16 protein-coding genes and 1 tRNA gene are annotated in these 14,020 nt (G+C 71.0%); 8 read left to right on the plus strand and 9 right to left on the minus strand.

Translation table 11 applies throughout. The features are described from left to right. The 4 genes from AOM03_RS01875 to der are packed head-to-tail and all read left to right on the plus strand — an operon-like array spanning position 1 to position 4,017. A complete protein-coding gene (locus AOM03_RS01875) occupies positions 1 to 1,050 on the plus strand; it encodes a prephenate dehydrogenase (RefSeq protein WP_062377728.1) in 1,050 nt (349 codons plus the stop codon). Then, positions 1,047 to 1,844 carry a (d)CMP kinase gene (gene cmk / locus AOM03_RS01880; RefSeq protein ID WP_082092144.1) on the plus strand — a complete coding sequence of 266 codons (798 nt, stop codon included), beginning with the start codon at positions 1,047 to 1,049 and terminating at the stop codon, positions 1,842 to 1,844. Before AOM03_RS01875 ends, cmk begins: the two co-directional genes overlap by 4 nt. Next, entirely contained in the window at positions 1,841 to 2,542 is a 702-nt protein-coding gene (locus tag AOM03_RS01885; RefSeq protein ID WP_227589847.1) for a lysophospholipid acyltransferase family protein, read from the plus strand. The genes cmk and AOM03_RS01885 overlap by 4 nt, the downstream gene beginning before the upstream one ends. Continuing rightward, positions 2,539 to 4,017, plus strand: coding sequence for a ribosome biogenesis GTPase Der (gene der, locus AOM03_RS01890; RefSeq protein WP_062377730.1), 1,479 nt, complete (start codon positions 2,539 to 2,541; stop codon positions 4,015 to 4,017). The genes AOM03_RS01885 and der overlap by 4 nt, the downstream gene beginning before the upstream one ends. A gap of 66 nt (positions 4,018 to 4,083) precedes the next feature. On the opposite strand, the gene AOM03_RS01895 is transcribed toward der, so the two are convergent. The 5 genes from AOM03_RS01895 to pcp all read right to left on the minus strand — a co-directional run bounded on the left by AOM03_RS01895 (position 4,084) and on the right by pcp (position 7,414). Next, entirely contained in the window at positions 4,084 to 4,269 is a 186-nt protein-coding gene (locus tag AOM03_RS01895; RefSeq protein ID WP_062377732.1) for a hypothetical protein, read from the minus strand. Continuing rightward, the gene (locus AOM03_RS01900; protein ID WP_062377734.1) at positions 4,266 to 4,703 is read right to left on the minus strand and encodes a DUF1801 domain-containing protein; all 438 of its coding nucleotides are present in this window, start codon (positions 4,701 to 4,703) and stop codon (positions 4,266 to 4,268) included. Before AOM03_RS01900 ends, AOM03_RS01895 begins: the two co-directional genes overlap by 4 nt. A gap of 15 nt (positions 4,704 to 4,718) precedes the next feature. Beyond that, on the minus strand, positions 4,719 to 5,477 hold the full coding sequence (locus AOM03_RS01905; RefSeq protein WP_062377736.1) for a glycerophosphodiester phosphodiesterase family protein: 759 nt from the start codon (positions 5,475 to 5,477) through the stop codon (positions 4,719 to 4,721). Next, the gene (locus tag AOM03_RS01910; protein ID WP_062377738.1) at positions 5,474 to 6,394 is read right to left on the minus strand and encodes a serine aminopeptidase domain-containing protein; all 921 of its coding nucleotides are present in this window, start codon (positions 6,392 to 6,394) and stop codon (positions 5,474 to 5,476) included. The genes AOM03_RS01905 and AOM03_RS01910 overlap by 4 nt, the downstream gene beginning before the upstream one ends. Positions 6,395 to 6,475: 81 nt before the next feature. Then, positions 6,476 to 7,414: a pyroglutamyl-peptidase I gene (gene pcp, locus AOM03_RS01915; RefSeq protein WP_062377740.1), complete on the minus strand. Its 939-nt coding sequence runs from the start codon at positions 7,412 to 7,414 to the stop codon at positions 6,476 to 6,478. Positions 7,415 to 7,542: 128 nt separating this feature from the next. On the opposite strand from pcp, the gene AOM03_RS01920 reads away from it, so the two are divergent. Beyond that, a tRNA-Pro gene (locus AOM03_RS01920) sits at positions 7,543 to 7,616 on the plus strand. 381 nt (positions 7,617 to 7,997) lie between these two features. Here the strand turns inward: AOM03_RS01920 and AOM03_RS01925 are convergent. The 4 genes from AOM03_RS01925 to AOM03_RS01940 are packed head-to-tail and all read right to left on the minus strand — an operon-like array spanning position 7,998 to position 10,589. Then, positions 7,998 to 8,762, minus strand: coding sequence for an N-formylglutamate amidohydrolase (locus AOM03_RS01925; protein WP_062377742.1), 765 nt, complete (start codon positions 8,760 to 8,762; stop codon positions 7,998 to 8,000). A gap of 8 nt (positions 8,763 to 8,770) precedes the next feature. After that, positions 8,771 to 9,526 carry a TY-Chap2 family putative peptide chaperone gene (locus AOM03_RS01930; protein WP_062377744.1) on the minus strand — a complete coding sequence of 252 codons (756 nt, stop codon included), beginning with the start codon at positions 9,524 to 9,526 and terminating at the stop codon, positions 8,771 to 8,773. A gap of 50 nt (positions 9,527 to 9,576) precedes the next feature. Then, a complete protein-coding gene (locus tag AOM03_RS01935; RefSeq protein ID WP_062377746.1) occupies positions 9,577 to 9,948 on the minus strand; it encodes a hypothetical protein in 372 nt (123 codons plus the stop codon). After that, positions 9,945 to 10,589, minus strand: coding sequence for an NUDIX hydrolase (locus AOM03_RS01940; RefSeq protein WP_062377748.1), 645 nt, complete (start codon positions 10,587 to 10,589; stop codon positions 9,945 to 9,947). Before AOM03_RS01940 ends, AOM03_RS01935 begins: the two co-directional genes overlap by 4 nt. A 78-nt stretch (positions 10,590 to 10,667) precedes the next feature. Between AOM03_RS01940 and AOM03_RS01945 the strand changes: the two genes are divergently transcribed. From AOM03_RS01945 to AOM03_RS01955, 3 genes are all read left to right on the plus strand, one after another. Then, positions 10,668 to 12,146 carry an ADP-ribosylglycohydrolase family protein gene (locus AOM03_RS01945; RefSeq protein WP_062377750.1) on the plus strand — a complete coding sequence of 493 codons (1,479 nt, stop codon included), beginning with the start codon at positions 10,668 to 10,670 and terminating at the stop codon, positions 12,144 to 12,146. Continuing rightward, entirely contained in the window at positions 12,146 to 12,862 is a 717-nt protein-coding gene (locus AOM03_RS01950) for a TY-Chap2 family putative peptide chaperone (RefSeq protein ID WP_062377752.1), read from the plus strand. The genes AOM03_RS01945 and AOM03_RS01950 overlap by 1 nt, the downstream gene beginning before the upstream one ends. Positions 12,863 to 12,941: 79 nt before the next feature. Then, positions 12,942 to 13,877 (plus strand): FRG domain-containing protein, encoded by a 936-nt coding sequence (locus AOM03_RS01955; RefSeq protein WP_062377754.1) that lies wholly within the window; start codon positions 12,942 to 12,944, stop codon positions 13,875 to 13,877. Positions 13,878 to 14,020: the final 143 nt, after the last annotated feature.

Raw genomic sequence — 14,020 nt, forward strand, 5'->3', positions numbered from 1 at the left:
ATGACGCGCACGCCGCGCACCCACATCGTGGGGGCGGGACTCATCGGCACGAGCCTGGGCATCGGGCTGGTCGCCGAGGGCTGGACCGTCTCCATCGAGGACCGCGACCCCGAGGCGCAGCGGCTCGCCCGCGCGCTGGGCGGCGGGGGAGAGCCCGCCGGGGACCCCGAGCTCGTCGTCGTGGCGACGCCGCCCTCGGTCGCGCCGTCCGTGGTCGCCGACGCGCTCGAGCGCTGGCCGGACGCGATCGTCACCGACGTCGCCTCCGTCAAGGCGCCGCTGCTCGAGGCCGCGCGCGCCACCGGACACGCCGAGCGCTACGTGGGCTCGCACCCCATGGCCGGGCGCGAGGTGTCCGGCGGCCTGGGCGCCCAGGGCGACCTGTTCAAGGCCCGTCCCTGGGTGATCTGTGCCGGAGACGCGGGGGACGATGCGGTGGCCCAGGTGCGGCTCCTGCCCGCCGCCCTGCAGTGCGACGTGGTGGAGATGGACGCGGCCGCGCACGATGCGGCGGTCGCCCGGGTCTCGCACGCGCCCCAGGTCGCGGCGTCCGCCGTCGCGGCCGCGCTGGGCACCCTGCACGAGGACGACGTGGCCCTGGCGGGCCAGGGGCTGCGCGACGTGACCCGGATCGCGGGCTCCGCGCCCGGCATGTGGGCGGACATCGCGCGCCTCAACCGCACCCACCTGATCGCCACCCTGGACCACATCATCGCGGACCTCGACGAGGTGCGGGAGGCCGACGACGTGGGCGAGGCCCTGTCCGACCTCATCGACCGCGGCCGCTACGAGGTGGCCCGCATCCCGGGCAAGCACGGCGGGGCGACCCGCGAGTGGACGCCCGTCACCGTCATCGTCCCCGACGAGCCCGGGCAGCTGCTCCGGCTCCTCGCCACCGCCGCGGGCGTGGGCGTCAACGTCGAGGACATCACCATCGAGCACTCGCCGCGGCAGCCGGTGGGACTGACGACGCTCCATGTGCTGCCCTCCCGCGCGGGCGAGCTGCTCGCCGCGCTGGAGCGGACCGGATGGGACATCGCCGCATCATGACCGGAATCTCGATCGCGATCGACGGGCCTGCGGGCACCGGCAAGTCGACGGTGGCGCGCGAGGTCGCGCGCCGCCTCCGGCTCGCGTACTTCGACACGGGCGCGACCTACCGCGTCGCCACGCTGTGGTGCATGCGCGAGGGCGTCGACCTCAACGACCAGGACGCGGTGGCCGCCATGGCGGAGACCATGAACGTCGCGATGGTGCTGGACCCGGGCAACCCGCGCGTGATCCTCGAGGGCGACGACGTCTCCTCGCTCATCCGCTCCGACACCATCGCGCTGACCGTGTCCAAGGTGGCCACCAACCTCGAGGCCCGCGCGGCGCTGGGGCAGTGGCAGCGCGAGGTCATCGCGCACGAGCTCGACGGCGGCTTCTCGGGCGGCCGCGGCGTCGTGGCCGAGGGTCGCGACCTCACCACCGTGATCGCGCCCGACGCGGACGTGCGCATCCTCATGACCGCCGACGAGGAGGTCCGCGTGGCCCGCCGCGCCGGCGAGGGCGCGGACGCCGCGAGCGTGCGCGAGGCCGTGCTGGGCCGCGACAGGCGCGACGCGACCGTGGTGCAGTTCCACGTGGCCGCGGACGGCGTCACCACCATCGACACCACCGACCTCACCATCGAGGAGGCCGTCCAGGCCGTGATCGACCTGGTGCTCACCATGCGTCCCGACGTGGAGCCGCCGCGCTTCACGCTCGAGGGACTCGACCCGGCCGGCGGCGAGGCTCCCGCGGAGGCGACCGGAGCATCGTCCCCCGAGCCCCCGGCCGCCGACGATTCGAACCCCGCGTGAGCGTACCCGCGGCGCCGAGCCCCTGGGGCCCGCGCTGGTCGCGCTGGCTCGGGGTGTTCCTCGCGAAGGTGCTGTGGCGCACCGAGGTGCGCGGCGGCCGGTCGTTCCCGCGCCGCGGTGCGGTCATCGTGGTGTGCAACCACGTGGGGCTCATCGACGGCCCGGTCTTGCACGGCGTGATCCCGCGTCCCTCGCACTTCCTCATCCGTGAGGGCATGATGACCGGCCCGTTGGGCGCGCTCCTGACCGCCGCCCAGCAGATCAAGGTCTCTGGCTCGGGCCGCGAGGCGCTCGCGCAGGGGCTCGCGGTGCTGCGTCGTGGCGGCGTCGTCGGTGTCTTCCCGGAGGGCACGCGCGGCGCCGGCACCGCGGAGGCCGTGCACGGCGGCGCCGCGTGGCTCGCGGTGCAGTCCGGCGCCACGGTGGTGCCGGCGGCGATCATCGGCTCGCGCCGCACGGGGGAGAGGGTGAGCGTGTGGCCGCGTCCCGGCCGACGCCTGCTCGTCGCGTTCGGAGAGCCCCTCGACGTGACCCCGCCCCCGGACGTGAGGGGCGGCCGCGCCAAGCAGGCCTGGGCCGCCGCACGGCTCGGCGAGGCGCTGCGTGACCAGGTGGCCCGTACCCTGGAGTCCACCGACCTCGAGCTGCCGCTCGACGATCCGCGCCGCGACGGCGCGTCACAGAAGGAGATCCGATGAGCGACGAGCTTCCCGCGCCGCACGAGTCCGACCCGGCGGAGTCGCTCGACCAGATCCGCGAGGCCGCGCTGCTGGCGGGTCTCGAGGACTACGACCTCACGGACGCGGACCTCGCCGACCTCGCCGGCGAGGACGAGGCCTTCACCGAGGAGGCGCTGCCGACGCTCGCCATCGTGGGCCGCCCCAACGTGGGCAAGTCGACGCTGGTCAACCGCATCCTGGGCAGGCGCCTCGCGGTGGTCGAGGACCAGCCGGGCGTGACGCGCGACCGCGTCGCCTACCGCGCCGAGTGGGCGGGCCGCGACTTCACCCTGCTCGACACGGGCGGCTGGGAGAAGAACGTCACCGGCATCGACCTGTCCGTCGCGCAGGCCGCCGAGGCCGCGATCGACATGGCCGACGCGATCGTGTTCGTGGTCGATGCGACCGTGGGCGCGACCGCCACCGACGAGCAGGTGGTGCGCCTGCTGCGCAAGGCCGACAAGCCCGTGGTGCTCGCCGCCAACAAGGTCGACGGGCCCCAGGGCGAGCTCGAGGCCGCCGCGCTGTGGAACCTGGGCCTGGGGGAGCCGTATCCCGTGTCCGCGCTGCACGGCCGCGGCACGGGCGACCTGCTCGACGCCGCGCTCGCCGCGCTGCCCGAGGAGATGCCCCAGGTGGAGGTGGACGAGGACGCCCCGCGCCGCATCGCCCTGGTGGGCCGGCCGAACGTGGGCAAGTCGTCGCTGCTCAACCACCTCGCGGGCGCCGAGCGCGTCGTGGTCAACGAGGAGGCCGGCACCACCCGCGACCCGGTCGACGAGGTCGTCGAGATCGGCGGCCGCCCCTGGACGCTGGTCGACACGGCCGGCATCCGCCGCCGCGTCCACATGACCAAGGGCGCCGACTTCTACGCCTCGCTGCGCACCCAGACCGCGATCGAGCGCGCCGAGGTCGCGCTCGTGCTCCTCGACGCGTCCGTGCCGCTCACCGAGCAGGACACCCGCGTCATGCAGCAGGTGGTCGACGCCGGGCGTTCCATGATCTTCGTGTTCAACAAGTGGGACCTGGTGGGCGAGGACGAGCGCTTCCTGCTCGAGCGCTCCATCGAGAAGGACCTGGTCCAGCACACCTGGGTGCCGCGCGTGAACCTGTCCGCGAAGACCGGCTGGCACACCAACCGGCTGCTGCCCGCCGTGGACCTGGCCCTGTCGAGCTGGGACCAGCGCATCTCGACCGGCAAGCTCAACGCGTTCCTGGGCGAGCTGGTCGCGGAGCACCCCCACCCGGTGCGTGGCGGCCGCCAGCCCAAGATCCTGTTCGCCACGCAGGCCGCGACGCGCCCGCCGCGCTTCGTCATCTTCACGTCCGGCTTCCTGGACCCGCAGTACCGCCGCTTCATCGAGCGGCGCCTGCGTGAGACCTTCGGCTTCGAGGGCACGCCCATCCAGATCTCGGTGCGCGTGCGCGAGAAGCGGGGCCCGCGGCGCAAGTAGGGGCGGCAGGGGCCGTCCGCCCGAAGGGGCGGCCGGCGCCGTCAGTCTCGGGGGCGGTTGACGCCGTCAGGCGCGGGGGCCGCCTCCCGCCTGGGAGAACGCGAGGCCCAGGCCGACGCCCACGCCCAGGAACGCGGGGAAGAGCGCGAAGTTGTCGGTCGCGATCCAGATGATGAATCCGATCAGGGCGCCCAGGAGCATGCCCGCCGCGAACGGGACGGGGCGGACCGGCGGCCGCCCGTCGCCGCTCACGGGGTCTCCTCGTCTGCCGGGGACGACGCGTCGTAGTCGCCCTGCGCGAAGCCCAGGTCCGCGAGGTCGGCCAGCACCTCCTGGTCCACCTGCACGAGGCGCTTGACGTACACGCATCCCGCGCCGGTGGTGTGCGGGCCCAGTCGCTCGAGCAGGGGAGCGGCCGCGGGCACGTCCTTGAGCCCGTAGAAGGACAGCTGCGCCTTGCGAGGCGAGAAGCCCACCCGCATCCAGTCACCCTCGCGGCCGGTCGCGTAGCGATAGTGGCGCTCGCCCCAGCCGATGATCGACGGCCCCCACATCACGGGCTCGACGCCGGTCACCTGGGTGAAGAGCGCGACCACGCGCTCGGCCTCCTCGCGCCGCCTGTCCGGCGTGACCGCCGCGACGAACGCCTCGACGGGCTGGTCCGTCGGCTGCGTCTTGTTGCTCATGACCCCATCATGACGTCAGCGCCACAGCCCGCGCGCGACAAGCGTCTCCTTGAGCAGGTCCGCCCGGTCGCTCACGAGTCCGTCGACGCCCAGGTCGATGAGACGCTCCATCTCTGCCGTCTCGTTGACGGTCCACACATGGACCGGCCGCCCCGCCCGGTGCGCGGCGCGCACGTGACGGCCCGTCAGCAGGGTGACCCCGCGCATCGTCCACGGGATCTGAAGGCCGTCGACGTGGCGCAGGACGGCCGAGACGCCGCGTCCCAGGTTCCCCAGCGCGAAGTAGCGAGCGGCCTCGCTCGTGCCGGCCGAGGTGGCGACGGGCCGGCTGAGCCGGGCGACGGTCGCGCGCCGGCGCTTGCCGGAGAACGAGGCGAGGCAGACCCGGTCGTGCGCGCCGGTGCGCTCGATCGCCTGGGCGATGGGGACGATGCCCGACTCGCCCTTGACGTCGATGTTCACCCTCAGGTCCGGCCAGGTGCCGAGCAGATCCTCGAGGGAGGGCACGGGAGCCACCCCTCCGATGCGCGCGCGGCGCACCCGCGACCAGGGCAGTGTCGCCACCTCGCCGGCGGCGTCGGTGGTGCGGTCGAGCGACGCGTCGTGCAGGGCCACCGCCACGCCGTCGGAGGTGCCGTGCGCGTCCGTCTCGACATAGCGGAACCCGAGTCGGACGGCGGCCTCGAACGCCTCCATGGAGTTCTCGAGCCCGTCGCGCGAGAAGCCCCGGTGCGCGAGCGCCGCGAAGCCGCCGTCGAAGTACCCGTGAGTCACACCAGTACCCCGTGGAGCCAGTTCTCGACCGCGGTGAGGTAGTCGCGCAGGGGAGCCGGCGCCGAGAGGGTGAGGTCGTGGACGCCGCCCTCGATCGCCACGGAGGTGACGTTGCGGCCCAGGCGCTCGCCCAGGCGGCGGAGCGCCTCGACGTCGAGGACCGTGTCCTCGCTGTCGAGCAGCGGATTGTCGGGGGAGTCCGGCCCCGACCGCGCGGATCGCGCGACCAGCACGGGCACGTCGACGTCGAGGCCACGGGCCACGCGTGCCTGGGCCTGACGGACGGCGTGCAGCCACGCGGCCCGCACCGGCACGCCCGCGGCGTTCTTCCACGTCGTGTCGAAGCTCCAGCGGCCGCCGTTGTCGACGTGCATGCGCTTGCCATAGGTCGAGGGGCCGGAGCTCACGATGCGCTGCGGCGTGGCCTTCGCCATGGCCGGCACGGCGCGCAGAGCCAGGCGCTGGCGCGGGGTGAAGTGGGAGTGCAGGAAGGGGCTGTCGAGGATGAGCCCTGCGAGCGCCGGCGCGGGACGGTCGGCGGCCCAGATCGCGGCGCTCAGGCCTCCGGTCGAGTGTGCGTGGACGATGAGGGGCGTGCTCGGGTATGTCTCGCCGATGGCCGCGGCTGCGGTCTCGAGGTCGTCGCCGTGTTCGGCGACGTCGGTCATGAAGTGGGGGACGTCGCCCTCGCTCAGTGATCGGCCGGCGTTGCGCAGGTCGACGGCGAAGAAGGCCAGGTTCTGGGCGTGGGCCCACTGGGCCAGGTGCGTCTGGAAGAAGTAGTCGTTGTACCCGTGGACGTGGAGGAAGGCGGCGCGGGGATGCTCCGGCCTGTCGACGGCGCGGACCAGCGTCGCGGGTCCGATGGCGCGGGCCTCGAAGCCCGGCAGCACGTCGGCGGACCAGGTCCCAGTCATACCTTCATGGTCCCACGGGGCGGGCGGGATGCCGTGCCCGGCGGGGCACGGGGCGGGGCGGTGTTGGGCCCCGTCCGGGTGTCAGCGGCCGCGCGGACCGCCGATGATCTCGTCCCAGGTGGGCAGGCGCGGCCCGGCGTCGGGCTCCGCCGATGCCGTCGGCGCGGGATCAGGGGTGGGCTCGGGCTCGGGCGCGGGCTCGGGCTCGACGGGTGCCGGTGCCGGCTCGGCGAAGGGCATGGCGAAGGCCTGCGTGGCCTCGGCGTCGGTCTCCTCGCGACCCTCCGGGACGTCCGGGACGTCCGGGACGTCCGGCACGGCGGGCGCGGCCGCCGCGGCCACGGTCGCGGCGGCCTCGTCGCTCTCCGGGCCGGCGGTGGGCGCGGCGACGGAGGTGACCGGCGCATCGTCCCCATTCAAGTGCGCGATGGTCACCTCGACGGCGATGCGCAGGCCCTCGGCGATGGTCGCGGTCGGCACGGTGGGGACTGACTCCGGAAGGCCCATCTCCGGCGTCGCGGGCACGTGGATGAAGCCCGAGGGCACGCCCCAGCGCTCGAGTTCCCGCTGGAGCATGTAGAAGACGTGGTTGCAGACGTAGGCGCCGGCGGTGAGCGAGAGCGAGGCGGGGATGCCGTGGGCCTTCATCGCCTCGACGATGCGCTTGTCCGGGAGGGTGGTCCACAGCGCGGCGGGGGCGCCCTCGGCGATGGGCTGGTCGAGGGGCTGGTAGCCGCCGTTGTCCGGGATGGAGGCGTCGTCGAGGTTGATGGCGACGCGCTCGGGGGTGAGGCCGCGGCGGCCCTCGGCCACGCCGGTTGCGATCACGATGTCCGGGAGGTGCTTGGCGATCGAGGCGCGCAGCTTGCGGGGCGCCTCCTCGAACTCGACCGGGAGGAGGCGCGGAATGATCTCCGCGGAACCGCGCCAGCGCTCCGCCATGAGGGACACGGCGTCCCAGGAGGGGTTGGTGGGGGCATCGCGGAACGGCTCGAAGCCGGTGATGAGCACGCGGACCATGGAGAACAGGGTAGTCGCGGGCCCCTGCGGAGGCGTGGGACCGGTGACCGCGCGGGCGTTTCGCGGCACGCCGGGACCTCCGATGTCACGCGGCCCGGTGAACTTCAGGTAATCTAGTCGGGCTGTCACGGGCTGTGGCGCAGCTTGGTAGCGCACCTGACTGGGGGTCAGGGGGTCGCAGGTTCAAATCCTGTCAGCCCGACTCGGGAGAAATCCCTGGTAGAAGGCCGGATTCCGATTTTCGGGACCGGCCTTTCTGCTTGCCTGATGACCGTCATCGGGGATTCCGCGGGCCTGCCTCCGGCCGTCATGAGAGCGGTGGGCTTGGCGCCAGTCTTGGCGAACACTCTTCAGTAGGACGGGTGCGCGCACGTTCCCCGCGGCGCGCCAGTGCTCCGAGCAGATCGTCAAGGGGATCCTCCGCGGAGCGGCGACTGTCGCGGGTGGTCTCGCGGGCGTGCGCAACGCTCTCGGGGAGGCCCACGGTCGCGGCAAGGGCTCCGTCGGGCCCGCGCCCCGGCGCGCGAAGCTCGCCGTCGGGGGCTTCCTTATCGATGCTCATATCGAGAGGCCCGCGCGCAAGTCAGACGCGAGTTGATCCCGCGGTGATGCGATCGCAGAGGCCGGCGAGTCCGTCTGCGAGTCTCGATAGCCCATCGTGCTGACGGACCGAAGCTTCGTCCATGTACTGATCCCGGCGGATCTCGATCATGATCGAGGCGACCCGGGCGTCGTTGCCGTAGTAGCGCAGCGGCACGTAGGTTCCTCCGAACGGCGAGTCGAGGGCGACTTCGTAGTCCGCGAACGCGGCGCGAGCGGCTTCAAGGAGCCGTGTCGGCGTGTGGAGCGCGTCGGTTCCGATGCAGATCTCGGGGCGTAGCGCATCGTCCTCAACCATCTCGTAGGGAAGGCGGCGGGTGGGATAGGAGTGGACGTCGATCAACACTGCGCGCCCGTGCGTCCCGAGTGATGCGGTCGCCGCGTCCTCGACTGCCTGCGCGTGCGGGCGGAAGTAGCGGTCCAGGAGCGTGCGGTCGACCCTCTCGCGCAGGACCCCACGGTCGTGGGTCGCGGTGTAGATCGGACCCATGCCGACGCGCTCCATCGGTTCCGACCCGTCAGTGAAGCGCTCAACGTCGACGACCAGTCGTGACACTGGCGCCGCCACGATGGTCGGTGGGGCGCCGGAGGCCTCGGCGGCGCGTGACGCGATAGCGTCGGTGAAGGAGTCGGTCATCATGTCGAGTTCGTGTTCGAGCCCGATGTCGGACAGGACGATGCCGCCGCGGGCGTCCCTTGGGATCTCGCGCGAGGCGTGTGGCACGTGAAGGATGATCGGCGAGGACATCGTGCGCGTCACTGATTGGCCATGGGCGGCGGGACGTACCCCTGCGGTTCGACCTGCACTCTCACCGGGGGCAGCGTGGTCGACGCCTTCGTGCCTGAGCGGCTGACGAGGTCGCGGGCGAGCGCGTCGATCGAGTCGCCCCGCGAGTAGCGCGCCGCGAGGTTGATGCGTTCACCTACACCGTTCCAGGCCCAGCCGTTCCACACGTAGGCGACGGGCTTGTCGTCGCGCATGATGGCCCAGAACTCGGTGGGCGGAATGGACGATGCTTCGGGCGACGGCGCCGTGAAACGCAAGTTCGGCTCGCTGTAGTGTCCCGACGAGTCATCGAACTGAAGCCGGCAGTCCCAGAGCGCAGAGTCGAAGATCCGGCTCGCGAGCACCCGGGCGATCACCTGGTAGGTCAGCGGCCAGGGTGCACGTGACGGGCTCTTAGTGGCCGAGAGCCGGCAGTGGGCTGCGAGGCGTTCGAGGAGGGCAGCCGTTCCGGGAGCGGAGGACGCGGCCGCGCGCCATTCCTCGGCTTCGACGAGTGGCATTGCCTCTCCGCCGTCGCTCACATGGACGTGGACTGAGCCGTTGCGGTTGATGTCGATCTTCAGGCCTTGGCGACCGATCGATAGGCAGTCGTACATCCCGCCGCCAGGGTGGTACTCGTAGACCCGTGAGGCGGGGTCGATTCCGACGATGCGTGCGGCGAAATCCCAGGACGCCGCAATGCGGACGCGCTCGGCGCCCTGGTCTTCGAGGCCGAAGTTCGACATGGATCGGTACTCCTCAGCTGATGGTTGTGTGGTTGCCAAGCGCGTCGTCTTCAGTTGATTCCGGAGCCCATGGCCAAGAGGATCTCGTCGTCGGTCCAGTCGTCGCCATTCATGAGGTTGGCTTTGAGCCAGGACTCGCGCTCGGTGCGGCTGAGGCGGGGTGCGAAGCACTTGCGCGGCGGAGCCGGCGGTAGTCGATCGAGAGAGGCGAGGAACCTGCCGTATGCGGCGCCGTCGTCGTCGATCGGGCCCACGATGTCGGCGAGAGATCGGCCCGCGCCGAACTCTCTGGAGCGAGTTGCGAAGAGGGACTTGAGCGAGGCAACGGCCTCCGCATCGCCGCGCGCCTTCGCATCGAGGTAGAGGCGTTGAAGCGCAATCAACTCGAGCTGCGTGATCGGTTCGGGATTCTCGGCGGTCATCGTTGCCCTCGCTTCCTGGTGAATAGCCTGGCAGGCTTGCCTACGGTTCCTTGCTCGAGCTCGCCCGTGTCGAGCAGTTGTGGTTCCATGAGGCGACGGAACGTGTCCTTGTGGTCCGGACGAGAGGGATCGACGGCACGGTGTAGCCGCTCGAGCTCGAGCAGTGTGAACGGGCCAGCCGCCAGAAGGCCCCACGGATCGGGGCGCTCCCTGTAGTCGGCCTGCAGTCGTGCGACGGCCAGCTCGAGGATCGCCCTGTGGTCGAAGGCGAGGGGTCCGACGTCGGTCACCGGTGCAAGCGTGGCCTCGCCGAGTCGATCGGCTGGCACGGCGACCAGGTGTGCGACGGACAATACCCAGCCGCGGTCGTCGCGGTCGAGTGCATCGAATACGTGCAGTTGGGTTGGAGCGAGTCCTGTCAGGCCCCCCTTGTCGGCCAGCGACCTGCGGACCGCGTCGGCCAGCACTTCGCCCGCGTGGAGGAAGGTGCCGGGGAGCCTGCGTGACCTGTCCCGCGCATCGTCCACCAGCAACACGCACAAGGTCCCGTCGGTCACAGTGAGGACCGCCGTGTCGACGGCGACCGAGGGGCGCGGGTAGTCGGCGAGCGTCTTGCCGGAGGAGTCGGTGTGTACGGCCACAGAACTGAATGTCGCACCCTTGCGCTAACTTGTCAATTGACGCAGAATCGCTTTAACAGAAATCGAGGGGGGACCACCATGACGAAGATCAGCAACTCCATCGCCCACCGCGCCGCCGGCGCCATCCTGGGATCCGCCGTCGGCGACGCGATCGGCGCGCCCTACGAGTTCGGACCCGCCCGGCCCCACCTCACTCTCGCCGGAAGTGCCGACGACATGACCGGCAACGGCATGTGGGACAGAGGCGAGTGGACCGACGACACCTCCATGGCGGTGCCGATCCTGCGCGCTGCCGCGGCAGGACTGGACCTTGCCAGCGCAGAGGTCCACAACCGCATCGTCCAGGAATGGGCCACCTGGGCACGCGGCGCGAAGGATGTCGGCATCCAGACCTCTCAGGTCCTGAAAGGCATGCGGGGCGACGATGCGGCCGCCGCGACAGCATCCGCACGCCGGGTCCACGAAGCGCACGGCCGCAGCGGCGGCAACGGCTCAGTGATGCGCACCGCGCCCGTGGGACTCGCCTACATGGCCGAGAGCGACGGAGTCGCAAAGGTCGCCGCGGCCGCCCACGCGATCGCCGCACTGACGCACTTCGAGGACGACGCCCGCGACGGTGCGGCCCTGTGGAGCGTGCTGATTCACCTTGCTGTGCGCGACGGTCGGGTGAGGTTGGACCACGCTCTCGCCGCCTTGCCTGTCGAGCGTCGCGAGCGGTGGGGTGCGATGCTCGCCGCAGCAGACGGCGCAGACCCGGATGCATTCCAGCACAACGGCTGGGTGGTCCACGCGGTCCAGGCAGCGTACGCGGCGATCTGTGCCGGCGGCATCGTCCTTGACGACCCTTCGACGCACACACCCGCCGCGTTCCGCCGCACCATCGAGGCCGCGATCCGCATCCACAACGACACCGACACCGTCGCCGCAATCGCCGGTGCACTCGCCGGCGCGCTCGTCGGCGCCTCGGCGATCCCGATCGGCTGGCAGCGGCTGCTCCACGGATACCCGGGACTGGGTGCACGTGAGCTCACCAGGTTGGCAGTCCTCGCTGTGCGTGACGGCAGGCCCGACTCGCGCGGCTGGCTCACGGGAGACAGCGTCGACTACTCGACCTGGAGCGGGCGCGACGCGACCGCCGTTCATCCACACGACAACGGCGTGCTGATGGGCGGCGTGGCCCATCTTGCAGATCTGCCCGCGGACATCGACGCCGTCGTGTCGCTGTGCCAGCTCGGGAGTCGCGAGGTGCCGGCGCGCATCCGCCGCGAAGACGTCGCTGAGGTGTGGCTTATCGATCGTTCCGAGCCGGACGCGAACGTGCACCTCGCCTTCGTCCTCGAGGAGGCCGCCGACACCGTTGCCGCGCTGCGGGCCGATGGCAAGCGCGTCTACCTGCACTGCGTCGCAGCACAATCGCGGACGCCCACCGTCGCGGCACTGTATGCGACGAGGCACCTGGGGGTAGCGCCGGAGCAGGCTCTCGCGGATGTGGTGGCGGCGTTGCCTGCTGCCGACCCCAACCCCGCCTTCCGTGCCCACCTCGCGCAGGTGAAGTGATGAGCGGCACCAAGGTGTTCCGCCCGGCCGACCGGTTCATCGACTCGCAGCTGTGGTGGGTCGCGTCGGAGCTGTGCCGACGACATCCCCGGATGGGATTGATCGAGTCGGTCTTCGACGAGGTCGGAGCCGTCGTCGAGGCCGCCGGCACGATCGACGGCCGCGAGGTCCGCGTCGGCTTCTCGCGCACCGCAGGCATCGCGATCAAGGGCCGCGAGTTCGGCGTCGCGCCGCCCGCACTGCTCGAACAGATCAACCCGCACGCGATCCTGCGCAAGGTTGAGGACGCTCACGGAATGGGCAAGCCCGCCGAGACGCCGGCAACCACCGGAACCACCATCGGTTACCGAGCGATCGCATGGGCCCTGGCCGCGATGGTCAACTCTCGCTACTCGTGGACGCTGCGTGGCGAGCGTGTCGAGGACCCGCACGTGTTGCACGACCTGTCGTGGATGGGGGAAGCCGCAGGGTGGGCTTCGATCGCGGAACTCCGTGACTTCTGGCGAGCCGAGGATGAGATCGACGAGCTCTATGCGGGGCCTGTGAGCCAGGCATGGGTGCTCATGCGCGATCTGGAGCCTGTGGCGGTGTTCGACAGGTACGGACAGGTGCGGACCGTTCATGGTTCGACGGACCTGCTTGATACGTACCGCCGCATGGATTCGAGCCTGGCACCCGCGGTCGTGATGTCGCTCGGGAAGTCGCTGTGGACCTGAGGGTGAAACAGGTGCGCTCCGGCGTGACGCGGTTGACGACCAGGCGATAGTGTGCGGCCAACACGACTGAGGAGCGCCAATGGCCGGACCGTTCGCCGCCGACTTCTTCCGCGAGTGGGAGCCCGAGCCGATCGAGAGCTGGCCGGACTTCCAGATCCAGGTGAACGAACTCACCGGACGCTATCCGGCGCAGCGCTTGCTGTGGCGCGGCGCCCGCAACGCCAACTGGGGCGTCGAGAGCTCGCTCTACCGCGCACTCCGGGGAGTCCGCCACAGGCCGCCGACCGAGCAGGAGATGGTCGACGCGGAGAAGCGGATCCTCGACCATGCGCGCACCGATTGGCGCTTCGACGGCAAGCCCGCGATCGAGATCTTCGCCGAGCTGCAGCACGTCGGAGGGCCCACTCGACTGCTCGACGTCACCGAGAACCCGATGTTCGCACTGTGGTTCGCAACTGAGCCTTCGGGCCCGGATCCCGAGGAAGAGGCTGACGGACGCATCTTCGCATTCGTCGCTCCCGACAAGAGCGACATCACGCTGAACCAGAATTGGCATACACGCGAGCCGCTGTGGCACGCGCTCACGGATGACGCGATCCGAGCTCAGAAGCGTTGGGGCACCGGCACCTGGCGTCGATATTGGCGCCCGCCGGTCTACCACTCGCGCATCGCCGCGCAGAGCGCCGGATTCTTGCTCGACGGCGTTGCCATCGACGCGAACAGGACTGGTATTGGGCGCGTGGCACCGGGGGAGCGGTCGCGGTGGAGCGTCGAGCAGATGCGGCAGTACAGCTCGATGCCGCTTGAGCTCACCCGGGCCCGTGACGGCGTGCTTCCGGCAGATCGCGCGCCGGTGTTCACCTTCCGGGTCGCGCAACGTGCGAAGGCAGAGATCCGCGACCAGCTCGAGCGCCGCTACGGGATCCGGACATCGACGATGTACCCAGACATGTTCGGTCTCGCCCGCTGGCTCGAGAAGCGGCCGGAAGAACTCATCGGAAGCGGCCGCGACTAGGCATTCGAGGGGCCCTCGCTCGGCCTCTAAGCGCTCACAGGACGCTCCTGCTGCGGCAGCCGACGGTCGCTCATCGTCACCGTGCTTCTTGTTGCCGGGCTGGCCTTGGCGATCGCGCCGCTGCGGCCCTCGAGCTGAGGAGG

This window comes from Demequina pelophila, assembly GCF_000971175.1.
GTDB classification, from domain to species: Bacteria; Actinomycetota; Actinomycetes; order Actinomycetales; family Demequinaceae; genus Demequina; species Demequina pelophila.